Origin of the sequence: Ensifer sp. M14 (genome assembly GCF_003355565.1) — a bacterium.
Taxonomy (GTDB): Bacteria; Pseudomonadota; Alphaproteobacteria; order Rhizobiales; family Rhizobiaceae; genus Ensifer.
On sequence record NZ_QJNR01000004.1, the window covers coordinates 1,018,489 to 1,042,720 of the forward strand.

The 24,232-nt window shown below is 61.7% G+C and carries 21 protein-coding genes and 1 tRNA gene; 9 read left to right on the forward strand and 13 right to left on the reverse strand.

The window, feature by feature from the left end; translation table 11 throughout:
• Positions 1 to 51: 51 nt before the first annotated feature.
• From BLJAPNOD_RS04930 to BLJAPNOD_RS04945, 4 genes are all read right to left on the reverse strand, one after another.
• Positions 52 to 1,581, reverse strand: coding sequence for an ABC transporter substrate-binding protein (locus BLJAPNOD_RS04930; protein WP_115419095.1), 1,530 nt, complete (start codon positions 1,579 to 1,581; stop codon positions 52 to 54).
• A gap of 325 nt (positions 1,582 to 1,906) precedes the next feature.
• Positions 1,907 to 2,326, reverse strand: a complete 420-nt coding sequence (locus BLJAPNOD_RS04935) for a BA14K family protein (protein ID WP_077502261.1) — start codon at positions 2,324 to 2,326, stop codon at positions 1,907 to 1,909.
• A 103-nt stretch (positions 2,327 to 2,429) separates the two neighbouring features.
• Positions 2,430 to 2,930, reverse strand: a complete 501-nt coding sequence (locus tag BLJAPNOD_RS04940; RefSeq protein WP_115421138.1) for a GNAT family N-acetyltransferase — start codon at positions 2,928 to 2,930, stop codon at positions 2,430 to 2,432.
• A 79-nt stretch (positions 2,931 to 3,009) separates the two neighbouring features.
• Positions 3,010 to 3,086, reverse strand: a tRNA-Arg gene (locus BLJAPNOD_RS04945).
• A 262-nt stretch (positions 3,087 to 3,348) separates the two neighbouring features.
• Here BLJAPNOD_RS04945 and BLJAPNOD_RS04950 point away from each other — a divergent pair.
• The 8 genes from BLJAPNOD_RS04950 to BLJAPNOD_RS04985 all read left to right on the forward strand — a co-directional run bounded on the left by BLJAPNOD_RS04950 (position 3,349) and on the right by BLJAPNOD_RS04985 (position 11,751).
• Positions 3,349 to 4,245 carry an ROK family protein gene (locus tag BLJAPNOD_RS04950; protein WP_115419097.1) on the forward strand — a complete coding sequence of 299 codons (897 nt, stop codon included), beginning with the start codon at positions 3,349 to 3,351 and terminating at the stop codon, positions 4,243 to 4,245.
• An 11-nt stretch (positions 4,246 to 4,256) separates the two neighbouring features.
• Positions 4,257 to 4,751, forward strand: a complete 495-nt coding sequence (locus BLJAPNOD_RS04955) for a heme-degrading domain-containing protein (RefSeq protein WP_115419098.1) — start codon at positions 4,257 to 4,259, stop codon at positions 4,749 to 4,751.
• Between the two features lie 4 nt (positions 4,752 to 4,755).
• Complete coding sequence (locus BLJAPNOD_RS04960) at positions 4,756 to 5,919, forward strand: AGE family epimerase/isomerase (RefSeq protein WP_115419100.1); 1,164 nt, start codon at positions 4,756 to 4,758, stop codon at positions 5,917 to 5,919.
• A gap of 249 nt (positions 5,920 to 6,168) precedes the next feature.
• On the forward strand, positions 6,169 to 9,942 hold the full coding sequence (gene metH / locus BLJAPNOD_RS04965; protein WP_115419101.1) for a methionine synthase: 3,774 nt from the start codon (positions 6,169 to 6,171) through the stop codon (positions 9,940 to 9,942).
• 516 nt (positions 9,943 to 10,458) lie between these two features.
• A complete protein-coding gene (locus BLJAPNOD_RS04970) occupies positions 10,459 to 10,668 on the forward strand; it encodes a cold-shock protein (RefSeq protein ID WP_025424998.1) in 210 nt (69 codons plus the stop codon).
• Positions 10,669 to 10,791: 123 nt separating this feature from the next.
• Complete coding sequence (locus BLJAPNOD_RS04975; protein WP_025424997.1) at positions 10,792 to 11,076, forward strand: hypothetical protein; 285 nt, start codon at positions 10,792 to 10,794, stop codon at positions 11,074 to 11,076.
• Between the two features lie 57 nt (positions 11,077 to 11,133).
• Positions 11,134 to 11,370: a 30S ribosomal protein S21 gene (rpsU, locus tag BLJAPNOD_RS04980; RefSeq protein ID WP_025424996.1), complete on the forward strand. Its 237-nt coding sequence runs from the start codon at positions 11,134 to 11,136 to the stop codon at positions 11,368 to 11,370.
• A 156-nt stretch (positions 11,371 to 11,526) separates the two neighbouring features.
• Positions 11,527 to 11,751, forward strand: a complete 225-nt coding sequence (locus BLJAPNOD_RS04985; RefSeq protein WP_077502140.1) for a hypothetical protein — start codon at positions 11,527 to 11,529, stop codon at positions 11,749 to 11,751.
• Positions 11,752 to 11,978: 227 nt separating this feature from the next.
• Here the strand turns inward: BLJAPNOD_RS04985 and BLJAPNOD_RS04990 are convergent, their stop codons facing one another.
• A complete protein-coding gene (locus BLJAPNOD_RS04990; RefSeq protein WP_115419102.1) occupies positions 11,979 to 13,004 on the reverse strand; it encodes a DUF1254 domain-containing protein in 1,026 nt (341 codons plus the stop codon).
• A gap of 18 nt (positions 13,005 to 13,022) precedes the next feature.
• Positions 13,023 to 14,384 (reverse strand): DUF1254 domain-containing protein, encoded by a 1,362-nt coding sequence (locus tag BLJAPNOD_RS04995; RefSeq protein WP_244611000.1) that lies wholly within the window; start codon positions 14,382 to 14,384, stop codon positions 13,023 to 13,025.
• A gap of 287 nt (positions 14,385 to 14,671) precedes the next feature.
• Between BLJAPNOD_RS04995 and BLJAPNOD_RS05000 the strand changes: the two genes are divergently transcribed.
• The gene (locus BLJAPNOD_RS05000) at positions 14,672 to 16,888 is read left to right on the forward strand and encodes an adenylate/guanylate cyclase domain-containing protein (RefSeq protein WP_115419105.1); all 2,217 of its coding nucleotides are present in this window, start codon (positions 14,672 to 14,674) and stop codon (positions 16,886 to 16,888) included.
• A 113-nt stretch (positions 16,889 to 17,001) separates the two neighbouring features.
• Here BLJAPNOD_RS05000 and BLJAPNOD_RS05005 read toward each other — a convergent pair whose 3' ends face one another.
• The 7 genes from BLJAPNOD_RS05005 to BLJAPNOD_RS05035 all read right to left on the reverse strand — a co-directional run bounded on the left by BLJAPNOD_RS05005 (position 17,002) and on the right by BLJAPNOD_RS05035 (position 24,232).
• Entirely contained in the window at positions 17,002 to 17,505 is a 504-nt protein-coding gene (locus BLJAPNOD_RS05005) for a YHS domain-containing (seleno)protein (protein WP_244610877.1), read from the reverse strand.
• Positions 17,506 to 17,549: 44 nt separating this feature from the next.
• On the reverse strand, positions 17,550 to 18,140 hold the full coding sequence (locus BLJAPNOD_RS05010) for an ankyrin repeat domain-containing protein (RefSeq protein WP_077502132.1): 591 nt from the start codon (positions 18,138 to 18,140) through the stop codon (positions 17,550 to 17,552).
• Positions 18,141 to 18,304: 164 nt separating this feature from the next.
• Positions 18,305 to 18,964 (reverse strand): aspartate/glutamate racemase family protein, encoded by a 660-nt coding sequence (locus BLJAPNOD_RS05015; RefSeq protein WP_115419106.1) that lies wholly within the window; start codon positions 18,962 to 18,964, stop codon positions 18,305 to 18,307.
• Positions 18,961 to 20,424, reverse strand: coding sequence for an MFS transporter (locus BLJAPNOD_RS05020; RefSeq protein WP_199565896.1), 1,464 nt, complete (start codon positions 20,422 to 20,424; stop codon positions 18,961 to 18,963). The genes BLJAPNOD_RS05015 and BLJAPNOD_RS05020 overlap by 4 nt, the downstream gene beginning before the upstream one ends.
• 328 nt (positions 20,425 to 20,752) lie before the next feature.
• Positions 20,753 to 21,595 carry a MurR/RpiR family transcriptional regulator gene (locus BLJAPNOD_RS05025; RefSeq protein WP_115421140.1) on the reverse strand — a complete coding sequence of 281 codons (843 nt, stop codon included), beginning with the start codon at positions 21,593 to 21,595 and terminating at the stop codon, positions 20,753 to 20,755.
• Between the two features lie 99 nt (positions 21,596 to 21,694).
• On the reverse strand, positions 21,695 to 22,615 hold the full coding sequence (gene ppk2, locus BLJAPNOD_RS05030; protein WP_077502127.1) for a polyphosphate kinase 2: 921 nt from the start codon (positions 22,613 to 22,615) through the stop codon (positions 21,695 to 21,697).
• Positions 22,616 to 22,753: 138 nt separating this feature from the next.
• Positions 22,754 to 24,232, reverse strand: coding sequence for an aldehyde dehydrogenase family protein (locus BLJAPNOD_RS05035; RefSeq protein ID WP_077502125.1), 1,479 nt, complete (start codon positions 24,230 to 24,232; stop codon positions 22,754 to 22,756).

The following is a 24,232-nucleotide window of genomic DNA, read 5'->3' on the forward strand; positions in this document are numbered from 1 at the left end:
AGCGATCCAAAACGGATGACCGCCCGCCGAAGGCTTCAAGTGGATGAAAGCTTACTTCTTGATCGAAGCGTTCCAGAAGTAGGGCCACGGCGCGGGCGAGACGCCGTCAAGCGTCTTGGTCTTGGCCGAAAGGGCGTTGAAATCACCGATCTTGATGAACGGCACTTCCTCGTAGATCACCTTCTGCACGTCGGCCCAGAGTGTGACGCGTTTGCCGGCATCCGATTCGGCGTTGAAGGCATCGACGGCCTTGGCGCGGGCCGGCGTATCCCAGTTGCCGGGCGCCTTGGTCGACATCATGCCGATCAGCGCCGGCTCAGGCAGGAACGGGCTGTGGGTGATGTAGATATCCCAGAGCGTCGGGTCGGCGCGGCGCTGGGTGAGCGTCGCCCAATCCACCACCTGCAGGTCGACGGTGAAGCCCGCGAGCTTCAGATATTCGGCTGCCACCTGCGCCATCTTGTAGTGGAACTCGTACTGGCGGCTTGTCAGGATGCGCAGCGGCTCGCCCTTGTAGCCGGCGGCCTTCAACAGTTCGGCTGCCTTTTCCGGGTCGGCGACATTATAGCCACCTTCCGTGCCGGCTTCGGTGCGCCAGACATATTGCGAAGGGTATAGAGCGGCATCGAGCGCATAGAAGTCGGTGCTGCCAAAGGCGGCGGCCATCATGTCTTCCATGCTGAGCGCGGTGCGGATCGCCTTGCGCAGTTCCAGGTTCTTGGTCATGCCGTTGCCGGAGTTCAGGACGAAGACCGGCCAGCCGAAAGGCTGCAGCATGACAGGCTCGGAGGCCGAAGAGCCTTTCACGCGATCGAAGGATTCCACCGGAATGGAATCGACGTAGTCGTACTGGCCGGAGACTGCTGCCTCGACGCGGGTGTTCGGATCGGGAACCGGCACGAAGCGGATCTCGTCTGCATACTGGTGGCGCGCGCCGCCATAGCCGTTGCTCTCACCCTCGGGCGAGACATAGCCATCGTAACGCGCGAGCTGGATATACTGGTCGGCCTTGCGCTCCTTGAGCTTGTAGGGGCCGGTTCCGACGAAATCGACCATCGGCTCGGCCTGCTTTTCCGAAGGCAGCACGATCGCGGCGGAGTTGTTGAAGGCGAGCAGCGAGACCAGCGGCGCATAGGGCGTGGTGAGCGAGATCTTGACGGTGGTCGCATCGACGGCTTCGATGCCGGCGATCGTCGTTGCCGTCTGCTTGCCGCGCGAAGCCGTCTTCGTCCAACGGTCGAGCGAGGCGACGACGTCGGTCGCATCCATGTCGGTGCCGTCATGGAACTTGACGCCGGAGCGCAGCTTGATCGTGTAGGTTTTGCCGTCGGCGCTGATATCCGGCATGGCGGCGGCCAGAAGCGGCGTCGGCTTCCAATCCTTGTCGAAGGTGTAAAGCGTCTCGAACATGTGCTGTGAGACGATGCCGACGAGGTCGGCCGTGGATGCCATCGGGTCGAGTGTCGGCGGCTCGCCGACGGTCGCGACGTTGATGACCCCACCCTTTTCCTGCGCGAAAGCGAATGATGACGAGGCGACAAGCGCCGTTCCCAGAAGCAGTGCAATTCTTGCTGATTTCATCCTAGTGTTCCTCTCTTTTGTTATTGCATAATTATGTACTACGCTACTTTATATTGGAATGATAAGATCAGGCTTACGGAGATGTCAAGCGGCGGTCACAAACCGCAGCGGAACCAACAGGTCTTGGGAGGAGCAGGTTTGCATAGGAAAGATCGGTGGCAGGCACAGGCCCGGCCGAGCGATTGGGCGTAGCGCTGGCGCAACGGGCGCGCCCGGGGCGCAGGATCATCGTAAGATCCTGCGTCATACACTCACAGAAAAACTGTTGTCTTTCAGATCGTTATGCGCGCCCCGCCGCCTTTCGGGCGACGGGACAGGGTGGCGATTAGCGGTAGGGCGAATAGCAGGCGCGGCGCGGGCCGTTATAGGGTTGGAAGGTGTTGTCCCACGCCCTATAGGAGCGGTAGCGACTGTAGCACCAACTCGCATGGGAATTGCCGCCATAGTAGCGTCGCGGCTGGGAACTCAACAGCCCGCCGATGATGGCACCGGCGGCAAGGCCTCCGATGATCGCGCCAACATTGTCATCGTCGTCGTCATCATCCCAGTGCCGGTGACGATAGTAGCGGCGGTCGCCCCATCTGTCGCGATCCCCGCCGCGATACCATCGGCGGTTATAATATTGCACGGTCTCGACGTTCGAGATGCCTGCCTTCACGGGTGTCACCGGCGGAAATGCCTGCGCCGGGGCTACGCTGGAGAAGGCGGTTGCCAGCGAAAGCGCGACAATTGCCAGCTTTCTCATGGGCTTCACCATTTCCTTTCATCAGAGGAAATGGATGAGGGCAGGTTTTGTGCCACGGGTACGACCGAAGCTCACGGCAACGTGACTGATGTTGTTGCAGACGTTACTCGCTGATATCTTCGAGCTTCTGGTCGAAAATGTCGAAGCCGGCGCGGCGATAGGTGTCTTGCGCCTTGGCGTGATCCCACTCGTCCGTGTGCAGCCAGATGCGCTGGGGCGCACGATCCCAGACGGCGCGCAGTGCTGCGTCGAGAAGATACGGCCCAAGCCTTCGTCCCTGCATGTCGGGGATCAGGCCGAAATGGGTGAGCTCGATATCGGCGGTGTCGACGCGATCGAATTCGCAAAGCCCGACGGCACGACCGTCGATCCGCAGGACATAAATCGCAGTCGATGGGCTGCGCAAAAAGGCGTCGAGCGCCTCGGCAGGCATGCGCAGCCGTTGATCCCAACGTAGAGTTTCGCCGACGGCGCGATAGAGCGACAGGAATTGCTCTGCCTCCAGTCGCTCAAGCGCGAACGCTGCGTTCTCGACGGGCGAGGGCAGCGGTTCGCCGGTCGGTCGAGTGCGCATTTGCATGTAGGTGACAAGCAACTGAACCATGATCGTTTGCATCGATGTTCGGGGTGGGGCCAGGCTGGACTGGGCGGCGCGCTGTGCGGTGACAAAATGATAAGGAGAATGGTGATCCCGACGCGATTCGAACGCGTGACCCCCAGATTAGGAATCTGGTGCTCTATCCTGCTGAGCTACGGGACCACTTGAATAGCACCCATACAAAAGCAAGGCCTGTTCGCCAAGTGTTTTTGCGCGGTGCCTTTGCGAAAGAGGCGCGGCGTGCGGTGCTGGTGATCAAGGAGAGGTCAGATGTTGCCGGCCGGACACGGCTCCCTCCTCTACCGAGGCGTGCCGACATCGGGGGCTGGCGTTTGCCGTCTTTCGAATGCTAAGCAGTCATTAGCGCCGGCTTGAGGAGGCTCGCGCGGCTTCATTCGACCTTCACCCAGAGACCTATCCAGACATGTTCATCGGAATTGATTGGGGCGGCACGAAAATGGAAGTCATCGCGCTCGATCGCGATGGCGAAACGCGCGCCCGCCATCGCGTCGCGACCCCGACCAGCGGTTATGACGATTGCATCCGAGCCGTTCTCGACCTCGTGGCCGCTGCCGAACAGACGGCCGGCGAACCGGGCTCGATCGGCATCGGTATTCCCGGCAGCCCCAATCCGCGCACCGGCATCGTGCGCAATTCCAACGCCGTCTTGATCAACGGCAAGCCGCTCGGGCGCGACCTTGAGCAGGCGATCGGCCGCAAGGTGCGGCTCGCCAACGACGCCAATTGTCTGGCGGTATCGGAGGCGGTCGATGGCGCCGGCAAGGATGCGCAGACGGTCTTTGGCGTGATCGTCGGCACCGGCCATGGCGGTGGGCTTGCGATCGGCAAGAAGGTGCACGCCGGCTACCAGGGCGTCGCCGCCGAGATCGGCCACTATCCGCTGCCATGGATGACCAGGGACGAATATCCCGGTCACAAATGCTGGTGCGGCAAACACGGCTGTCTCGACATGTACGCCTGCGGCACCGGCGTCGAGCTCGACTACCGCCTGACGACAGGCGTTGAAAAGCGCGGCCGCGATATCATCGAGGCGAAGCGCGCCGGCGATCCGGTGGCAACGGGCGTCTATGATCGTTTCGTCGACCGGCTGGCCCGCAGCCTTGCGCTTTTGACCAACATCGTCGATCCCGACGTCTTCGTGCTCGGCGGCGGCATGTCGAATGTCGACGAGATCTATGAGGATGTGCCGCCGCTGGTGGTCGACTACCTCTTTGGCGACAGTTTCGAAACGCCTGTTCGCAAGGCGGTGCACGGGGATAGCTCCGGCGTGCGCGGTGCGGCCTGGCTCTGGAAGGATTGAGCGGAGGCTTCATGAATATCGACAAGGATCTCAAGCGCATCGGCGAGCAGGAGCGCGAACTGCAGTTCGACAGTTTCGACCTGGAAGCTGCGTGGCAACTGGGTTCGACGCTGCGCCGCATGGCGGCCGAACGCAAGCTCGGCGTCGTCATCGATATCACGCTGTTTTCCATGCAGGTGTTCTATGCCGCGCTCGAAGGTGCAACACCTGACAATCCGAACTGGGTGCGCCGCAAGCGCAACACCGTTTTCCGTCTGTTCAAGAGCAGCTACTCGACCGGCCTCGGATTGTTGAAACAGCAGACCAACCTGCAGGCAAAGCTCGGGCTCCCGGATGCCGAATATGCCGCCCATGGTGGCAGCTTCCCGATCGTCGTCAAGGGCACGGGTTGCATCGGTGCGGTGACCGTGTCCGGCCTACCGCAGCGCGAGGACCACAACATGGTGGTCGAGGCTCTGGCCGAGCTGCTGGGCAAGAACCATGATGACCTGAAGCTCGAGGGCTGAACCGTTGCCGCAGGATATTTTCTCGCAATCCGCTACCCTGTCGGCATGGCTGGCTGAAAAGGCCCTGCCGCTCTGGCGTGACAAGGGCGTCGATGCCGCGGGCGGCGGTTTCGCCGAAACCATTGACATGGCTGGTGAACCGACGCTCGCCAACCGCCGCGCGCGGGTGCAGCCGCGCCAGGTCTATTGTTTCGCGGAAGCCGGCAGGCGCGGCTGGAGCGGCGACTGGCAGAGTGCCGCCGAGGGTGGGCTTGCCTATTTCGATCGTGTCTATCTGCAGCCGACGGGCTTTTACGGTGCGCTTGCGGATGCCGACGGCAACCTCATCGATGTGTCGTTCGATCTCTACAATCAGGCCTTCGCGCTTTTGGCCTTTGCCTATCTGGCCGAGGTCTTTCCTGAGCGAAAGCCCGAGATGATCGAGCGCAGCAACGGTCTGCGCCAGCGTCTTGAAGCCCATTGCAAGCATCCGTTGACGGGTTTCGAGGAAGACAATCCGTCGCGGCTACCGCTCTGCTCCAATCCGCACATGCATCTGTTCGAAGCCTGCCTGGCGAGTGAGGAGGTTGTCGGCTTCGATCAGGTCGCCTGGTTCAATCTTGCCGACGAGATCGCCCATCTGGCGATGGACCACTTCATCGACGGCGATACCGGCGCATTGCGCGAATTCTTCGATCACGACTGGGCGCCGTATCCGGGCGACAAGGGCCGTATCGTCGAGCCCGGCCATCTGTTCGAATGGGCCTGGCTGCTGTTACGCTGGGGCGAGCGGCGCGGCAGCGCCGAAGCGATCATCAAGGCGCGGCAGCTGTTTGCAATCGGCGAGGCGCATGGCATCTGCCCGACGCGGAACGTCGCGGTCATGACGCTCTTCGACGACTTCTCCGTCGCCGACCCGATCGCCCGGCTGTGGCCGCAGACGGAATGGCTGAAGGCTTCGGTTCGTTTTGCAGCCCTCACCGAAGGTGCGGAGCGCGAGCGCTACCTCGCATCGGCAGCTCGGGCAGCGGCGGCACTTGGCTTCTTCCTGGAGACGCCGGTTGCCGGGCTCTGGCGCGACAAGCAGCAGGCCGACGGCAGTTTCATCGACGAACCGGCGCCGGCGAGCAGCTTTTACCATATCCTCTGCGCTATCTATGAAACGCAGGATTGCCTCGCGCGTCTCTGAGTTTTTGCTCCAACGGCATGTCTGATGGCTCGTCGCACGCGCGGCGGGCCATTTTCTTTGTGTTAGCCGGTCAGCCGAAAGGCGGAATCGCCTTTTCGCGGCACCTATGCACAGACTGAAACGGTGTGCAGACGGGCGCTGAAGCCAGTCTCATTGAGGCAAATTAAGTCCTTTCATATGTTGACATAAAGATATCTTTATGTGATTGACTTGACTATTGTTTGTCGTTTTCAGAACGGGAGATTTCCCATGTCCGCCATCGACGCCCTTTTCGGCGACCTTTCCCCCCAGCCGGATGGCTCCGAAGTCATGCGGGCGCTGACGCAGGCGGCCAGCGAGCGCATCCTGATCATGGACGGCGCCATGGGCACGGAAATCCAGCAACTGGGTTTCGTCGAGGATCATTTTCGCGGCGATCGCTTCGGCGGCTGCGCCTGTCACCAGCAGGGCAACAACGATCTGTTGACGCTGACGCAGCCGAAGGCGATCGAGGATATCCACTATTCCTATGCCATCGCCGGTGCCGACATCCTGGAAACGAACACGTTTTCCTCGACCCGCATCGCCCAGGCCGACTACGGCATGGAAGACATGGTCTACGACCTCAACCGCGACGGCGCCCGGCTGGCGCGCCGGGCGGCAAAACGTGCCGAAGCGCATGACGGCCGTCGCCGCTTCGTCGCCGGCGCACTCGGCCCGACCAACAGGACCGCGTCGATTTCGCCCGATGTCAACAATCCGGGCTACCGGGCGGTCAGCTTCGACGATCTCCGGATCGCCTATGCCGAACAGATCCACGGTCTGATCGACGGCGGCGCCGATATCATCCTGATCGAGACGATCTTCGATACGCTCAACGCCAAGGCGGCGATCTTCGCCACCAAGGAAGTGTTTGCCGAGAAGGGCATCGAACTGCCGGTTATGATCTCCGGCACGATCACCGATCTTTCCGGCCGGACACTGTCAGGCCAGACGCCGACGTCGTTCTGGTATTCCGTGCGCCATGCCGAGCCTTTCACCATCGGGCTCAACTGCGCGCTCGGCGCCAACGCCATGCGTGCGCATATCGACGAGCTTTCCGGCGTTGCCGACACCTTCGTCTGTGCCTATCCGAATGCCGGCCTGCCGAACGAATTCGGGCAATATGACGAAACGCCGGAGCAGATGGCAGCCCAGGTCGAGGCCTTTGCCCGCGACGGCCTGCTCAACATTGTCGGCGGCTGCTGCGGCTCGACGCCGGCCCATATCAGCGCGATCGCCAAGGCAGTTGCCAAGCACCCGCCGCGCCGGATCCCGGATGTCGCGCCGTTGATGCGGCTTTCGGGCCTCGAGCCCTTCACGCTGACGTCCGACATTCCCTTCGTCAATGTCGGCGAGCGCACCAACGTCACCGGTTCGGCCAAGTTCCGCAAGTTGATCACTGCCGGCGATTACTCGGCAGCGCTCGATGTCGCCCGCGACCAGGTCGCCAACGGCGCGCAGATCATCGACATCAACATGGACGAGGGCCTGATCGATTCGAAGCAGGCGATGGTCGAATTCCTCAACCTCATCGCCTCCGAACCGGATATCGCCCGCGTACCCGTGATGATCGACTCGTCGAAGTGGGAGGTGATCGAGGCCGGCCTGAAATGCGTCCAGGGCAAGCCGCTGGTCAACTCGATCTCGATGAAGGAAGGCGAGGAGGCGTTTCTGCACCACGCCAGGCTTTGCCGCGCCTATGGCGCCGCCGTCGTTATCATGGCTTTCGACGAGGTCGGTCAGGCCGACACCAAGGCGCGCAAGGTCGAGATCTGCACCCGCGCCTACAAGCTGCTGACGGAAGAGGCTGGCTTCCCGCCCGAAGACATCATCTTCGACCCGAACATCTTTGCGGTTGCGACGGGGATCGAGGAACACAACAACTACGGCGTCGACTTCATCGAGGCGACCCGCGAGATCATCGCGACGTTGCCGCATGTGCACATTTCCGGCGGCGTCTCCAACCTGTCGTTTTCCTTCCGCGGCAACGAGCCGGTGCGCGAGGCGATGCATGCCGTGTTCCTCTATCACGCCATCCAGGCGGGCATGGACATGGGCATCGCCAATGCCGGCCAGCTCGCCGTCTATGACGGCATCGATGCCGAGCTGCGCGAGGCCTGCGAGGACGTGGTGTTGAACCGCCGCGCCGATTCGACCGAGCGCATGCTCGAGCTTGCCGAACGCTATCGCGGCCAGGGCGGCGCCCAGGCCAAGGAGAAGGATCTTTCCTGGCGCGAATGGCCGGTGGAAAAGCGGCTCGAGCACGCGCTGGTCAACGGCATTACCGAATATATCGAGGCCGACACCGAGGAGGCGCGGCTTTCGAGCGCCCGGCCGCTGCATGTCATCGAAGGTCCGCTGATGGCCGGCATGAATGTCGTCGGCGACCTCTTCGGTTCCGGCAAGATGTTCCTTCCGCAGGTGGTGAAGTCGGCGCGTGTGATGAAGCAGGCGGTTGCGGTGCTGTTGCCGCACATGGAAGCCGAGCGGCTTGCCGCCGGCGGCGAGGGCGAACGCCAGAGCGCCGGCAAGATCCTGATGGCGACGGTCAAGGGCGATGTGCACGACATCGGCAAGAACATCGTCGGCGTCGTGCTCGCCTGTAACAATTACGAGATCATCGACCTCGGCGTCATGGTGCCTTCGGCCAAGATCCTTCAGGTGGCCAAGGAGCAGAAGGTCGATATCATCGGTCTTTCCGGCCTGATCACGCCGTCGCTCGACGAGATGGTGCATGTCGCCTCGGAACTCGAGCGCGAGGGCTTCGACATCCCGCTTCTGATCGGCGGCGCGACGACGAGCCGGGTGCATACGGCAGTCAAGATCAATCCGCGCTACGATCGCGGCCAGACGGTCTATGTCACCGATGCGAGCCGCGCGGTCGGTGTCGTCTCCAGCCTGTTGTCGCCGGAGGCGAAGGCTCCCTATGTCGAGACCATCCGTGCAGAATACCGCAAGGTTGCCGACGCCCATGCCCGCAACGAGGCGGAAAAGCGTCGCCTGCCGCTGTCGCAGGCGCGCGCCAATGCCCACAAGATCGACTGGAGCGGCTACCAGGCCAAGGCTCCTTCGTTCCTGGGCACCCGGGTGTTCCAGGGCTGGGAGCTGGAAGAGCTTGCGCGCTACATCGACTGGACGCCGTTCTTCCAGACCTGGGAACTGAAGGGCGTCTACCCGAAGATCCTCGACGACGAGAAGCAGGGACAGGCGGCCCGCCAGCTGTTCGACGACGCGCAGGCCATGCTTGCCAAGATCATCGAGGAGAAGTGGTTCGCGCCGAAGGCGGTCGTCGGCTTCTGGCCGGCGGGCACCGTCGGCGACGATATCAGGCTGTTTGCCGACGAGGCGCGCAATGCGGAGCTTGCCACGTTCTTCACGCTGCGCCAGCAGTTGAGCAAGCGCGACGGCCGGCCGAACGTCGCGCTGTCGGACTTCGTCGCCCCTGTCGACAGTGGCAGCAGGGACTATCTCGGGGGCTTCGTCGTTACCGCAGGCATCGAGGAAGTGGCGATCGCCGAACGCTTCGAGCGCGCCAACGACGATTATTCGTCGATCATGGTCAAGGCGCTCGCCGATCGCTTCGCCGAGGCCTTTGCCGAGCGCATGCATGAATATGTGCGCAAGGAGCTCTGGGGCTATGCTGCCGATGAGGCGTTCTTGCCTCAGGATCTGGTCGGCGAACCCTATGCCGGTATCCGGCCGGCGCCAGGCTATCCGGCTCAGCCCGATCACACGGAAAAGGAAACCCTGTTCCGCCTGCTCGACGCTGAAAAGACCATCGGCGTAACCTTGACCGAGAGTTTTGCGATGTGGCCGGGCTCGTCCGTCTCCGGCCTCTATATCGGCCATCCCGAGGCCTACTACTTCGGCGTCGCCAAGGTCGAGCGCGATCAGGTCGAGGATTATGCCACGCGCAAGCGCATGGCGGTGCGCGAGGTCGAGCGCTGGCTGTCGCCGATCCTCAACTACGTGCCAATGCCCGAAGCAGAGGCCGCCGAGTAATCTCGGCTATCCAACAATAGCACTGGCGGGCGATCAAGCCCGCCAGTGTCGCTCTTAACGCGAGGCTGTCTGCAAGGCCGGTCGTACCGCGAAATCGTCTTTCCCACTTGCTTCAATACAAGATGAGACTGGGTCGCGCTGTTAGGGGCGCCGGCATTCGCCATTTTGACCCCCACTATGCTTCGCTCAACTCGGTTATAGTTCTGCATTCATGGTTTATCATCGAAGGCGAAGATACATTTCTTGGTGCGTCCAAAAATAACAGGATGGAAATTCTGAAAAGATTCCAATCGAAACAAGCTTGAATCAACGTTGTTTTTCGGTGGCGCTGTTGCATTTCGAGCGGTTTTCCAAATGAAACATTGAAAATCCCGAAAAAAGAATTATATGGGTGCAATCGAATATTGCTTGCGACCTTTGTCAAAGCGCTGAAAAGCGTAGTCAGATTTCCTCTCAACATCGACACGGCCCGGCGAATACCCGTCGAGCGAAATCAACGATTGAAAGGAGATCGTTATGAATTCAGGCACTGTAAAGTGGTTCAATGGCACCAAGGGTTTTGGCTTCATCCAGCCGGATGACGGCACGACCGACGTGTTCGTTCATGTTTCCGCTGTAGAGCGTGCAGGCATGGGCTCGCTGGCGGAAGGCCAGAAGGTCACCTACGACATCGTCCGCGACCGCAAGACCGGCAAGAACTCTGCCGACAATCTGCGGGCGGAATGAATCGTCATCTGCCTCCCCCGACCACGGATGTACTGGCTGGGGACGTTTGATTGACGGGAAGAGGTCGGGTGAAGCCCGGCCTTTTTGCGTCCGGACCCTGCACCGCCGGGGAAGGAAACTATCATGACCCGCAGAATTTGTGCCGTTGGCGACACGGTGACCGTAAGGGCCGATTTCACCAAGCTGGCACCGGCCGTCAGGACGTGCCGGATCATCGGTGTTCTGCCCGCCGACCACGGCGAGACCCAATATCGCGTCCGTTTCGACGGCGAGAATTTCGAACGTCGCATCGTTGCAAGTGACGTCGAGACCACTGAGGCGGCCTCTCCCATCGAAGAGGGACCGTCGCGCATCATTGCCAAGGGGGAACCCTGGCTGAAACCGTCGCGCATCCGGATCGGAAGATAGCTTTAGGCACTTTCGGTCCGCCGGTGTGCGGCCACGAACCAAAGGGAAGGATTTACCTTGCAGGTACTCGTCAGAGACAACAACGTCGACCAGGCACTTCGCATTCTCAAGAAGAAGATGCAGCGCGAGGGACTGTTCCGCGAATTCAAGGCGCGCAGCGCCTACGAAAAGCCGTCGGAAAAGCGCGTTCGCGAAAAGGCCGAAGCCGTTCGTCGCCAGCGCAAGCTGGCGCGCAAGAAGCTTCAGCGCGAAGGCCTGCTGCCGGCGCCGAAGAAGGCCGTCCGCACTCGCTAGAGCGTTTCCGGTTTCAACGGAGACGCAGAGCGCTCTAGCTCATTGCTTACGCATTTCCTGATGGAAAACCGCTTCGCACTTTTCCTGGAAAAGCTCTAAATCTGAGGCACCGATGCCGATTTCGGCATCGGTCCACGCCCGAGCGAGGAGGTACGCATGACGTCGACGAAGAAAGATCTTTTCAAGCCCGAGCGCTTGTCGGCAGCCGACAAGGCTGCGGCAACCGACCATACGGCCCGTGGTATCGTCGCTGCCGAAAAGCTGGCGCGCGAGAAGAAGACCGAAAAGCTCAAGGCTGCGCGGTTGTTGCAGGAAGCTGACGCCGAACCAGTGGCCCCGGCGCCGAAGCGCCAGCCGGCGCGCAAGCGCACCCCCGCCTGATTTCACGCATCATTGCACGACCTGGAGCGTTTCCGGCCTAAACCGGCTTGCGGAAGCGCTCTAGATTTCTTTTCCTCCGTGGTTCCTGACGGAGAGCCGTTTCACGTTTCTGCCGGAAACCTCCTGTGGGCTGCCATGCCGAGCCGTCCGGCAGGCGCAGATGAAAACCCACGAGCGTTCCTGCCGGCCACGCCTCAAACTGATGCTTGGCCAGCCGTTGCTCCCGGCTAGTTGACTGGGCTTGGCTCCGGAAACTGCCACTTTCCATCCAGTATTTCCTGCCGGGGACGATAGAGGCGCACGGTGTAATTCCAGCCCTTTGTGGTCGGCAGGCAATTTTCTATCTTGCCATCACAGCCACCGAACTGGATCGCCACCGTGCCGTCGCCGCCTTTCTTCGCGGTGATATTGTTGACCGTGTACGCGCCATACTGGTTCTTCTCAAAGTATCCGGCAGCATTGTAGACGCTCACCGACCAGAACGCGTCGACGGGTACGTCCTTCACGTCGAGCTTATAGACCGTCGCACCATCGTTCTTCGCTGGTGTGATGTTGAGATAAACCGCATCCTTGTCCGGATTTCCGCCCCAGCCGGCGGCCGTCCCGATCAGATGGCGAACGGGATCGACTTCCTCCTTGGTCCCGAAGGCTTTCTTGAAGTCGGGCAATGTCGCACTCAGCGCGAGCAGCGCTTCACGCACTGTCTTCTGGCTCGCTGGATCCCAGGCAGGGACCTCGAAGCTGCCGCTCCCCGCCTGACTGACCTTGATCGCGTCCTGCAGGGCATGGACCGCTTCGATATCCTTGGTATCGGCCGGGTCGACGAGGGTGCGGATCGCGATGACGACATAGCGCGTGCCGACGCCCTCCTTCGTCAGCGTATGCTCGCCGGCCTCATAGGTTACCTGCGGCACGTAGTGATCCTCGTTGATAACCTGCATCGACATGAACCGTTTTCCGGCATCGGGCAGCGTGATCGTGACGGGGCCGGCATCAAGGTCGAACACGCCGGAGGAATAGAGCGTGTCGCGGTTGAGGCGAATGACCGTCTGGTTGTCGATCGAGGCGGGCTCGCGGCGGTGCAAGAACTTGCCCAGTGCTCCATCCTTGACCATGGCGGCCGCATACATGTCGCTCTCGGCGCGGATGAAATTGTCGACACCGACGATGACAGCGTCTGCTGCCGTGGCCGGCTTCGTGCCGATCGCTGATAGGGCGACGGCAAGGGCAAGAGGAACTCGAAGCGTCTTCATGTTTGGCATCCTCTCTGCTCAAGCGGCAGGTTTCAGGGGCGGGGCTTTCCATTTGCCGTCGAGCGCGTCGGGTTTGGGCCAATAGAGCCGCATCACCACGAGGAAGGGCCCCTTCGGCGCCGGTAGCCAATTGCTCTCGAGGTCTGCGCCCGGGCTCTCGTTCTGGACATGGAGGGTCAGGCCGCCGTCGGCATCCTGCCTCAGGCTCGGCAGCATCCCCGAATTGATGAGATAGCGATTGAGCGAATTGGCGTGGAGCAGGCTTGCCGGCAGTTCGTAGAGTGTCAGCGACCAGAACGCATTGACGGGGGGCAGTTGGCCGGGTTCGAAGCGCAGGGCGTATTTGTTCGCGCCGGAAAGCGGCTTCTGCTCGGCATCGACGAAGTATGCCGGGTAGATCGCCTCTTCCTTGGAGTTGCCGTAGATGCCGAGCACCGCACCGGACATACGCTGCATGTAGTCGTTCTTCAGAAACGCCCTTGTGCCGAAGCTGACGGCGCTCGAAAGCTTGCCGGTATCGACCATGGTTTCCTTGTGTTCCTTGAAAGCGGCCCAGCCGTCCGCCATGCCGTCGCTGATCGCCTTCTGGATATCCGGCGGGAAGGCCCGGAAGTCGAACGTCTTGCCGCCGCCGATGTTGAGCTCGGAAAAGCGTGCCATCAGCTCCTTTTCCGACGGATCGGTCGGGCAGAACTGCAGGATGAAGTTGAGTTCGCTGAAGACCTCTGGCGATATCTTCTCGTCGGCGGCACTGAGGGGTGTGAAGAAGTCGACGGCGGGTGCGGCTGCCGGTGCCGGCTGGCCGAGGAACTTTGACAGCGGCTCGACCTTGTAGCCGGCCTGGATCTTCTTGACGTTTTCGATGTCACCGGGATTGAAGAGCTGCGTGCGGTAGAGCACGAAGGCGAACTCGGTCTCCGAGCGGATGACCTCCTTGATCCCCGGCGGTGTCTCGCCCTTCCAGTTCGGCCCGGCAAGCAGGTAGCTGCCGGCATCGTTGCCCGTCGCGCGGCTGCCGACATAGGCGAAGTTGAAGGTGTACTGGTCGATGAATTGCAGTGAGTAGTACCGTTCCTTCTCGATTGCCGGAACGGTGAACACCAACGGCTCGGCCCTGAGATCCGCGCCGACATAGGAGTAGGGCGTGTCTGAATTCGGCGTCTGGATGGCCTTGTCTTCAGGCGTGTAGACCCGTGCATTGTTGAACAGCGTGTTCCACGGCGCCTTGAACTCCGGCCCACCGGCGTCGACGAAATAGGAATGCTGCACCCGATAATTGTCGACCAACGGAAATCCGTAGATCGTCGCCTCTTTTGCGATCGCCCGTGCTTCATCGGGCGTAAGGGCCGCATCAGTGGCGAAGGAAGGCAAGGCTGTCATATGGGGAAGTGCTGCTGCAAACGCGCCGTACATCAGGATGGTCCGTCGTCTGATCATGCCAAAATCCTCCGTATGAACGCGCAGAGCAGAGGGCCGACGGGCAATCCGGCGGCATGCGCAAAGCCATGCGGACCAGCAATTCAGCGATGGTTGAGCGAAGGTCGCAAAACTACAAGTACGTAACAGTTACGACGCGGCTGCCGCCGTTCGCTGTCGATGCGATGGCGGCGCCCGACGACCTGCGGTAACATCGTCGCTGGAATACATCGCACGTGAAGAGACCGTCGATGGAGCGCCACCTCGCAGCCGTCCTGATCGCCGACGTCGCCGGATACACTCGCTTGAGCCGGCTCGACGAGGAGGGAACGCGTGCCAGATTCCAGAGCGACCTGCACGATATTCTTGAGCCGCAGTTTGCCGAACATCACGGACGCCTGGTCAATACGATGGGGGACGGGCTGCTGGTGGAATTCCGCAGCGTCGTCGACGCGCTTCGCTGCGCGGTGGAGATCCAGCAACGCAAGGCCGAACAGGCCGACATGGTCGCAGCCGACCGGCGGCTCGATTTCCGCATCGGCATCAATCTCGGCGACATCATCGTCGAAGGCGACGACATTCACGGCGACGGCGTCAACACCGCTGATCGGGTGCAGGGGCTCGCCGAGCCCGGTGGCATCGCCATTTCCGGGGCCGCCTATGATCAGGTGCGATCGAAGATCGCCGTCGGCTTTGCCTCGCTCGGCGAGCAGACGGTGAGGGGTATTGCCGAGCCCATTCGTGTGTACCGCGTGCTTCTCGATCCTGATGATGCCGGCAAGACCATCGTCAAGGCGACGAAACAGCGTCCCGCACGAAAAAGCATACTCATTGCCGGTGGCCTCATGCTGATCCTCGCACTTGCCGGAGCCTGGTGGCAGCCGTGGACGCTCATTCTGCCGGAGACCCCGACCGAGCGCTTTGCCTATCCCTTGCCGGACCAGCCTTCCGTCGCGGTCCTGCCTTTCATCAATGTCAGTGGCGACCGGGATCATGACCATCTGGCCGAAGGATTGACCGACGACCTCATCACCGAGCTTTCGAAAGTCTCAGGACTGTTCGTGATTGCCCGCCATTCCGTCTTCGCAATGAAGGACAACGCATCGAAAATCCAGGACGTGGCGGCGGAGCTGGGCGTTCACTACATCCTCGAGGGCACCCTGCAGCGGGCGGACCAACGCTTGCGCATCAACGTCAAGCTGATCGATGCGATGAGCGGTCTTTCGCTTTGGGCGGAGCGCTACGACCGGCAATATGCCGATCTCTTCGCCGTGCAGGATGATGTCATCGGCAAGATCATTGCGGCGCTGGAGGTCAAGCTCAGCGAAGGCGAGCGCGACCAGCTGGCGCGCATTCCGACCGACAATCTCGAAGCCTACGACTATTACATGCGCGCCGAGCAGCAGGGACTGATCTACAGCGATGTCGACACCTATCGCCAGACGCTGGCCTTCTATCAGAAGGCGATCGATCTCGATCCGCGGTTTGCCAATGCCCATGCGGGGATTGCGCGCGTTGCCGTCGATGTCTGGCGCAACGACTACAACTCTCTCTGGTCGGCCGCCGTCGCCCGCAAGATCGCCTATGATGCTGCCGGCCAGGCGCTGAAGCTCGACGCCAACAATGCGCGCGCCCACACCGTGCTAGCGCTGTTGCAGCTCGTTGACGGGCGCGAGACGGAAGCACGGCAATCGGCTGCGCGGGCGGTCGCAGCGCAGCCGAGCGATCCCGAGGCCTATGCCAATCAGGCGCTGATCCTGGCGCAGACGGGAGACCACCAGCAGGCGATCGCGGACCTGGAGCGGGCACTTCGGCTCGACCCGTCGCCATCCCCGAGCTTGCGGCTTTTGGCCGGCATCGTCTACTACACAGCGCGAGACAACGACCGAGCGATCCCGTTGATCGAGGTGGCGGGCGAGGCGCTGCCGAATGCCGAGGCTGCACGGGAATATCTGGCCTCGGCCTATGCCCAGCGCGGCGATCGGGCGCGTGCGGTGGCGGAAGGGGAGACGCTGCTAAAGCTCTTTCCCGACACCAATCTCACCTATTACGGCTACCTCTATGATTACTGGCGCGAGGAGGACCTGAACCGCCACCTCTACGGCCTGCGCACGGCCGGCATTCCGGAGTGGCCCTTCGGCTTCGTCGGCGCGCCCGCCGACAGGCTCGGACCCGCGGAACTTGGCGCGCTGACCAGCGAGAAGACCTGGAGCGGGCAGCACAAGAACGGCACGAGTTTCATGCAGTTCTTCGACAAAGCGGGCAACACCGCCTATCGCAGCGCCAACACCAACATTACCGGCCGCATCGAGGTGAAGGGCAACCAGCTCTGCGAGAAATTCGATGGCTATTTTCTCGACCGCATGGTCTGCGGCTACGTCTATCGCAACACGGCCAAGGGTGAGCGCGGCGCCGACTACATCCACGTGACGCCGCAGGCGCTGAAACTCTTCTCGATCGAGCGGTGACGGCAGCCCGGATATCGGCGCTTTGGTTTGCGTGATGCCGCAAGAACGGTCGATCTCTTGTCTTTACGCACTTCCCGACGGAAAACCGCTTTGCACCTTTTCTGGAAGCGCCTTTAGCGCGCCTTCTGCCAGGTGGTGCCGAGCTTTTCCGAAACGAGCGTGTTTTCCACTTCGGACCAGTGCTTCCTGGAATCGACCAGTTTGTTCGGGTTTTTCTCAAAACCTTCAGCCGCGCCCGGGTCATAGCTCAGGAACAGCTTGCCCTCGATGATCCGCCAGGCCTTTGGATCGATGTTGGTGGTCACCGTTCCGAACGAGACGCCGTCGGCGCAATAGCCGCCATATTGCGGCGCATAGCGGGTGGGTTCGCGAATGAACAGTTCGCGGTTTTCGGCGCTGGCAAACTGCCAGTTGGCTCCGAGCCAGCGGTAGGAAAACTGCGGCGAGCCTTCCAGCGCCTTGCTTTCGGTGAAATAGGCAACCGGGTCATAGCCCTTGATGGCGACATCACCGAAATAGCCTGTATTGACCAGGTCTTCCGCCAGCGTCGGGGTGGACAGTGCGAGAAACGCCGCGGTCGCGAGACCGGCAGCGCAAGCGTATCGATGGTAGGACATTCCTCTTCTCCGATTTCCGGATGCGGTTGGTGCGCGTTTTGGCATCACTTCCGCTTGGTGCATTCGGTATAGAGCCAGTCGCCGACGAGGTCGGCCTTCTGGCAGGTGGCGCCGGCCTTCAGCAGCAGTTCGGCTGCGTCCCAGTGCGAACGCCAGCCAGCCTGCGTCAGCGGCGTGTAGCCGTTGCGTTCCTTCGCCTCGATCTCGGCTTTTTGGGTAAGCAGCAAGGCCACGATATCGGCGTGTCCTTCCTCGGCTGCGGCATGCAGAGGCGACATATGGTAGAAGTTCTTGCTGTCGTTGACGTCGGCGCCCTTGGCGATGAGCAGCTCGACGGTCTCGAGATTGCCGCCATAGGCAGCGGCATGCAGGGCGGTCAGCCCGCCCTTGTTGCGGATCTCGATATCGCAGCCGCGATCGAGCAGCAGGGCGACCACTTGCGGCCGTCCGGCAAGCGACGCGACCAGCAACGCCGGCTCTCCGGCCGTATCCGGCTCGGTGATGTCGGTTCCCTGATCGAGCAACAGCGTGACGCGCTTGATGTCGCCGTCTCTTGCCGCGTCATGCAAGGGACCCGCAAATGCCGCCGAGGTGAAAAACGCCAGCCCGGCGACGGAAGCACACAGAAAGTTCATCGCGCCACCTCCGCCCCAGCTTCGGTTTTGCATATAAGGACACCCGAAAATATCACAGAGTCCTTGCGGGCAACAAGGTCAATTGCCGGTTTGAGCCGAGCGCGGGCTTTCACCGGGAGCGTCGCCCGATGCCGCAGGCAGATGGAACGCGCTGAAATTGCGGGTCAGGCGGTGACCCGCATCAGGTCGAGCACGCGCTCCACCGCGGATGGGATGGGCGCGATGATCGGCGTGGTAAAATGCGGCTGTAACTGTTCTGCCGCCTGGCCGAGCGGGCCGCCGCCGATAATGACGGCCTCGGCGCCGTCAAGCTCGATGCATTGCCGCACCGCTTCGCCAAGCGCTTCCCGCAGCCGCTTTTCATCGCCGGCCAGGGCGAGCGGATCGCCCGGCGTGCAGCGGATGCCGGTGTATTGGCCGGCAAGGCCGAGGTCGCGGGCACGATCGTCGATGGCCTCGATCAGCTCCGGCGTCGTGGTTGCGACCCCGAACTTGCGACCGCCGCACGCCGCTTCGATCATCGATGCCTCGCAGATGCCGACGACCGGGATGTCGATCCGGGCCTTGAGGTCGGCTAGGCCCGGGTCGCCGAAGGCGCTGACGATGATCCCGAGGCAACCGGCGCCATGGGCGGCGCCGATCTCGATGACTTCGTCGGCGGCAGAAGTCAGTTGCTGCGGCGTGACGATCATCTGCGGGTTCCGCCTGGCCGTGGCGACTGCCACGGCCAGGCGTCCGGTCACAGCCCGCTCAGCGATGGCGAGCATCATGCTGCTGGTCGCGTGCGAGCTGTTCGGGTTGATCAACAGGATATGTGCGGTCACGTTCTGACTTCCATGCCGACATTGATCTTGTTCGGTTCAGCCTTGGCGAGGTCGGTATCCGCCGGCTGGTCCAGGTCTTCCATCGACATGCCATAGGTCTCGGGGCCCAGCTGGATGCAGAATGCGAAGACCGCGTACATGCCAGCTGCCAGACCGAAGACCCCGACCATGCCGTAGGTATCGAACAGCATGCCGGAGATCGTCGGCACGAAGGAGCCGGCTGCCGATCCGGTTGCCAGGATGAGCGCGACGCCGAAGGCACGGATGCGTGTCGGGAAGAGTTCGGGTGCGTAGATCCAGATCGAGGTGTTGAGAAGCAGCACGAAGAACTGGAAGATCGCGCCGAACATCAGGACGAGGTAGATGTTGGTGCCGAGATAGGCGATCGAAATCGCCGCAAGGCAGGCGAAGACCGCACCTGTTGTCAGCACTTTCTTGCGCGGGAAGTAATAGCCGAACATCGAGGCGGCGATGGCGCCGAGCACGCTGCCGCTCTGGATGATCATGCTGTAAAGCAGGCTGCCCTGCAGCGTGTAGCCCATCGACACGAAGATGATCGGCATCAGGGTCAGCACAGACAGCTGTGCGCCATAGCTCATCAGGATGGCGATGGCGACGGGAACGGTCCGGCCGATGAAGGGTGCCCGGAAAAGCTCCTTCCAGTCGCTCTTGGCAGGCTCTTCGTCCTTGAGGTGTTCCTTGGTCAGGTATTCCTCAACCTTGAGGTTACGCGGCCGCAGCGACCCGGAGGCGAGGATCGAGAGTACCTTGTTGGCCTCGTCGATCTTGCCTTGAGAGGCAAGGAAGCGTGGCGTTTCCGGCACGAAACGGCGATAGAAGACCACGAGCAGTGCGGGCAGGGCCAAGGCGGCGAACAACCAGCGCCAGCTGTTTTCGCCCGGGAAGAGCGTGAAGATCAGAAGGCCGAAGGCCGGCGCCAGGAAGTTGCCGAAGCCGCCGGCGCCGACATTGACGAGGCCGGCTGCCGTACCGCGGAATTTCGGCGAGCAGAATTCCGACAGCATCGTCACGGCGGTGGAGATCTCTCCGCCGACGCCGAAACCGACGATGGCGCGGGCAAAGCAGAGGGTCGCGAAATTCGGCGCCAGCGCGCAGGCCGCCGAGCCGATGGTGAAGAGTAGAAGGTTGATCGTCAGCATCACGCGGCGGCCGTAGCGATCGCCGAGAATGCCCGACAGCAGCCGGCCGATGGCGGCGCTGCCGAAGGTGATGGTGTTGAGGAAGCCGATATCGGTGCCGGTGAGGCCCCAGGTTTCCTTCAGGATCGGGCCGGCGATGCCGATGGTGTTCTGCTCGAAACTGTCGAACAGGCAGCCGATCAAGACGAGGGCGATGATCTGCTTGTGGGCGCCGGTAACGCCGATCTTGGTGAAGGCTGTCTCCAATTGTCGGATGACCGGCGAAGACTTGCCGGACGGCACCATATTTTCCGCTGCCATGGTTTGTTCCCCTTTATGGCTTAACTGGCGTGAAAACTTAGTTTCATGACGTTACATCAAGAAACCGTAGTTTCATACAGGAAATTTTGCTTTGGAGCCGACGAACCGGACGTTTCACGCCTGACGAGCGCTGGTACTGTCCAGTACAATTCTTCTTCACAGCAATGCCATTGTGGAATGCAGATTTCGTGCCAGAATATGGGAAACGACAGTTTCTCTTTTGCAATCAATTATATGAGCTGCAATTCGCCGGAATTGCATGGGTAAAACTGTGATTTCACTTGGTCGAAAAATGGACTGAGGTTTCAGGTGAATGCCTAAACAACGATCACAGCTCCTCAAGCGCGTCGTTCAGGGCTTCGATGCCGCGCAGGCGGTTGCGGCCGGCGACACCAGCCGTTTCGATGCATCGCGTCGTCAGGAGATGACAGAGCGCCATGACCGAGACGTGGTTGAATAGAGGGCCCGGGGCCAGCGTCTGGCAGCGGAAATGCCACTCGGCCTGGCTGAGGAAGGGCACGCCTTCGTCGGTGATATAGAGCAGACGGGCACCGGATTTTTCCACCTGTCCGAGGAGCGTGTCCATCAAGGCGATGCGGCGGCGCAGGCCGAAGACGATGACGACGTCGTCGGGCGTGAAGCTGACGAGATGTTCGCCGAGCGTCTGGCCGCCGCCAGGAATGGCGGCGATGTTCTCGATCACCTGGGTCAGCTGCCATTGCAGATAGGTGGCGAAGGAATGGCTGGCGCGAAAGCCGATGACCCAGACCTTGCGCGCCTTCAACAGTGCGGCGGACGCCGTGTTGATCTGGGTTTCGGATATTGCCAGGAAGGTCGCTTCGATGTTGGCGACGCCTTGGGCTACATGGGCGGTGACGGACTGTTCGCCTGCCGTATCGGCGCTGGTCGCCAGGAACAGCCGTGATCCCGTCTGCTTGTCGGCGCGCGCATGGCGGCGCGCCTCCTCGTAGTTATCATAGCCGAGCCGCTGGATGAAACGCGATACCGTCGCCTTCGACACATGCGCGAGCGCCGCCAGTTCCTGGGCGGAATAGCTGGCGACTTCGCCGGGGAAGTCACAAAGAAAGTCGCCAAGGCGCCGCTCTGCCGGATGAAGCTCCGGCAGAACCTGACGAACGCGGGTGAGGAAGGATCGCTCTTTGGCACTCATAACCAATTCCATGAAACTGTCGTTTCATGGACTGTCCGATTTCCACGGAGGGTTGGCAAGGGCGCAAGGGCTGAAGAGACGACCTTGGCGCCGCCGTCCTCAATACTTTGATGGCACGTAGAGTTCGGGCGGCAGCACCTTGCGCTCGTAGTCCGGATTGAACACCCGCTCCGGCAAGGTGATTTCCTCGTGCGGTACATCCTCATAGGGGATCTGCTGCAGCAAGTGATCCATACAGTTCAGCCGCGCCCGCTTCTTGTCGTTGCCTTCGACGATGTGCCACGGCGCTTCGGGAATGTTGGTCCGGGCGAAGGTCTCTTCCTTGGCCTTGGTATAGCTTTCCCAGCGCACGCGCGACTGCAGGTCCATCGGCGACAGCTTCCACTGCTTCAGCGGATCGTGGATGCGCACCAGGAAGCGCATCTGCTGTTCCTCGTCGGTGATCGAGAACCAGTACTTGACCAGCCGGATGCCGGAACGAACGAGCATACGCTCGAATTCCGGCACGTCGTTGAAGAACTGCTCGACCTGGTCTTCGCTGGCAAAGCCCATGACACGCTCGACGCCGGAGCGGTTGTACCAGGAGCGGTCGAACAGCACGATCTCGCCGCCGGCCGGCAGGTGCGGCACGTAGCGCTGGAAATACCACTGCGTCTTTTCGCGGTCCGACGGGGCGGGCAGCGCTGCGACCCGAACGACACGCGGATTGAGCCGCTGGGTGATGCGCTTGATCACGCCGCCCTTGCCGGCCGAATCGCGCCCTTCGAAGATCACCACGACCTTCTCCTTGTGGTGCACGACCCAATCCTGCAGCTTGATCAGCTCGGATTGCAGCGCGATCAGCGCGCGAAAGTAGTCGATGCGCGGCAGCGATGGCGGGTGGTTCTTGCGGTAGATCTTGCGGATCTCTTCCGAAAGCGCCGGTTCGGAAAGCTCGAGTTCGTAATCCTCATCGAGTGTATCGGCGAGTTCCGCCTCCAGCCAATCCTGCCCGTCGAAGTCGCCTGTTGACCTGTTCATCGCATCCCTCCAGCGCGCAAATCGCGCAATGCGGCAGCCTGCGGCATGATGCTACCGTCTCCTGGGCTTATTCCATAGCTGCATGAAGGGAATTTGACGCCGCCCTTTGCAGGTCGGCGCCGTTCGCCGCGATACGTCTTATGCCTTGATGTACCAGCCCCAGGGCTCGTCGGCGTCGAAGCTGGTGATCTGCTTGGTCTCCAGATAGTTGGCAAGGCCCCAGCGGCCGAGTTCGCGGCCGATGCCCGATTGCTTGTAGCCCCCCCAAGGCGCTTCGGTGAAGGTCGGTTGCGAGCAGTTGACCCAGACGATGCCGGCGCGAAGCGCCCGGGCGACACGCTCGCACCGCTCCTTGTCGGCGGACATGACGGCTGCGGCAAGGCCGAAGCGGCTGTCGTTGGCCATGCGCACCGCATCCGCTTCGTCCGCAAACGGCTTGACGCAGACGACCGGCCCGAAGATTTCCTCGCGCCAGACATAGCTGTCTTCGCTCATGTCGGTCAAAACCGTCGGCTCGATGAAGTAGCCGCTGTTGAAGCCGGCGGGCCGGCCGCCGCCCGCCGCGATGGTCGCGCCGTCCTGACGCGCACGGTCGATCGCCGTCAGGATCTTCTCATATTGTCCCTTGGAAACGATCGGCCCGAGCAGCGTGCCGTCGTCGAGGCCATTGCCGATCTTGATCTTGGCCGCCTCCTCGCACAGCCTTTTGACGACGGCGTCGTAGATCTGCTCCTCGACCAATACACGCGAGGTTGCCGAGCAGACCTGCCCCTGGTTCCAGAAGATGCCGAACATGATCCATTCGACGGCTCTTTCGATATCGCTGTCGGCAAAGACCAGGAAGGGCGATTTGCCGCCGAGTTCGAGGCTGATGTTCTTGATGTCCTGCGCGCCGGCCATCATCACCTTGCGGCCCGTCGGGACCGAGCCGGTAAAGGCGAGCTTGTCGACCAGCGGATGCTCGGTCAGCGGCTGGCCCGCGTCCTGGCCGGTGCCGGTGACGATGTTGAGAACGCCGGGTGGAAGCTCTATCTCCTCGGCAATCGCGCCGAGTTCCAGAGCCGTCAGCGGCGTCAGTTCCGACGGTTTCAGCACGATGGTGCAGCCGGCGGCAAGCGCCGGCGCCACCTTCCAGGAGACCATCAGCAGCGGATAATTCCAGGGCGTGATTGCGCCGACGAGACCGAGCGGTTCGCGAATGGCACGGGCGGTAAACCTGCTGTCTCCGACGGCGATCGTTTCCTCCGGGTTGGCGTCGAGTTCTTCGGCAAGCCCGGCATAATAGCGAAAGCACCCGGCGGCATCGTCGATATCCCAGAGCGCTTCCGGCAGCGGCTTGCCGTTGTCGGTGACTTCGAGACGCGCCAGCGCGTGGCGTCTTTCCTCGATCTTCTCGGCAATCGCGCGGAGATAGACGGCCCGTTCTGTGCCGGAAAGCCTCGGCCATGGGCCGCTGTCGAAGGCGATGCGGGCGGCTTTGACGGCGCGGTCGATATCGTCATAGGTGGCAGCCGGTGCGCGGTGGATGACCTCCTCCGTCGCCGGATCGATGACGTCGAGCGTGCCGCCGCGCCGTGGCTTTTCCCACTTTCCGTCGATGAACAACTTGTCCCGCAT

Excerpts from the sequence above, each read along its gene's own strand:
- BLJAPNOD_RS04930 (WP_115419095.1), bottom strand. The coding sequence starts at position 1,581 with ATGAAATCAGCAAGAATTGCACTGCTTCTGGGAACGGCGCTTGTCGCC.
- ppk2 (WP_077502127.1), bottom strand. The coding sequence starts at position 22,615 with ATGAACAGGTCAACAGGCGACTTCGACGGGCAGGATTGGCTGGAGGCG.
- BLJAPNOD_RS04975 (WP_025424997.1), top strand. The coding sequence starts at position 10,792 with ATGACCCGCAGAATTTGTGCCGTTGGCGACACGGTGACCGTAAGGGCC.
- BLJAPNOD_RS05005 (WP_244610877.1), bottom strand. The coding sequence starts at position 17,505 with ATGTCCTACCATCGATACGCTTGCGCTGCCGGTCTCGCGACCGCGGCG.
- BLJAPNOD_RS05000 (WP_115419105.1), top strand. The coding sequence starts at position 14,672 with ATGGAGCGCCACCTCGCAGCCGTCCTGATCGCCGACGTCGCCGGATAC.
- BLJAPNOD_RS04935 (WP_077502261.1), bottom strand. The coding sequence starts at position 2,326 with ATGAGAAAGCTGGCAATTGTCGCGCTTTCGCTGGCAACCGCCTTCTCC.
- BLJAPNOD_RS04990 (WP_115419102.1), bottom strand. The coding sequence starts at position 13,004 with ATGAAGACGCTTCGAGTTCCTCTTGCCCTTGCCGTCGCCCTATCAGCG.
- BLJAPNOD_RS05035 (WP_077502125.1), bottom strand. The coding sequence starts at position 24,232 with ATGCGGGACAAGTTGTTCATCGACGGAAAGTGGGAAAAGCCACGGCGC.
- BLJAPNOD_RS04940 (WP_115421138.1), bottom strand. The coding sequence starts at position 2,930 with ATGGTTCAGTTGCTTGTCACCTACATGCAAATGCGCACTCGACCGACC.
- BLJAPNOD_RS04985 (WP_077502140.1), top strand. The coding sequence starts at position 11,527 with ATGACGTCGACGAAGAAAGATCTTTTCAAGCCCGAGCGCTTGTCGGCA.
- BLJAPNOD_RS04970 (WP_025424998.1), top strand. The coding sequence starts at position 10,459 with ATGAATTCAGGCACTGTAAAGTGGTTCAATGGCACCAAGGGTTTTGGC.
- BLJAPNOD_RS04955 (WP_115419098.1), top strand. The coding sequence starts at position 4,257 with ATGAATATCGACAAGGATCTCAAGCGCATCGGCGAGCAGGAGCGCGAA.
- BLJAPNOD_RS05010 (WP_077502132.1), bottom strand. The coding sequence starts at position 18,140 with ATGAACTTTCTGTGTGCTTCCGTCGCCGGGCTGGCGTTTTTCACCTCG.
- BLJAPNOD_RS04950 (WP_115419097.1), top strand. The coding sequence starts at position 3,349 with ATGTTCATCGGAATTGATTGGGGCGGCACGAAAATGGAAGTCATCGCG.
- metH (WP_115419101.1), top strand. The coding sequence starts at position 6,169 with ATGTCCGCCATCGACGCCCTTTTCGGCGACCTTTCCCCCCAGCCGGAT.
- BLJAPNOD_RS04995 (WP_244611000.1), bottom strand. The coding sequence starts at position 14,384 with ATGACAGCCTTGCCTTCCTTCGCCACTGATGCGGCCCTTACGCCCGAT.
- BLJAPNOD_RS05025 (WP_115421140.1), bottom strand. The coding sequence starts at position 21,595 with ATGAGTGCCAAAGAGCGATCCTTCCTCACCCGCGTTCGTCAGGTTCTG.
- BLJAPNOD_RS05020 (WP_199565896.1), bottom strand. The coding sequence starts at position 20,424 with ATGGCAGCGGAAAATATGGTGCCGTCCGGCAAGTCTTCGCCGGTCATC.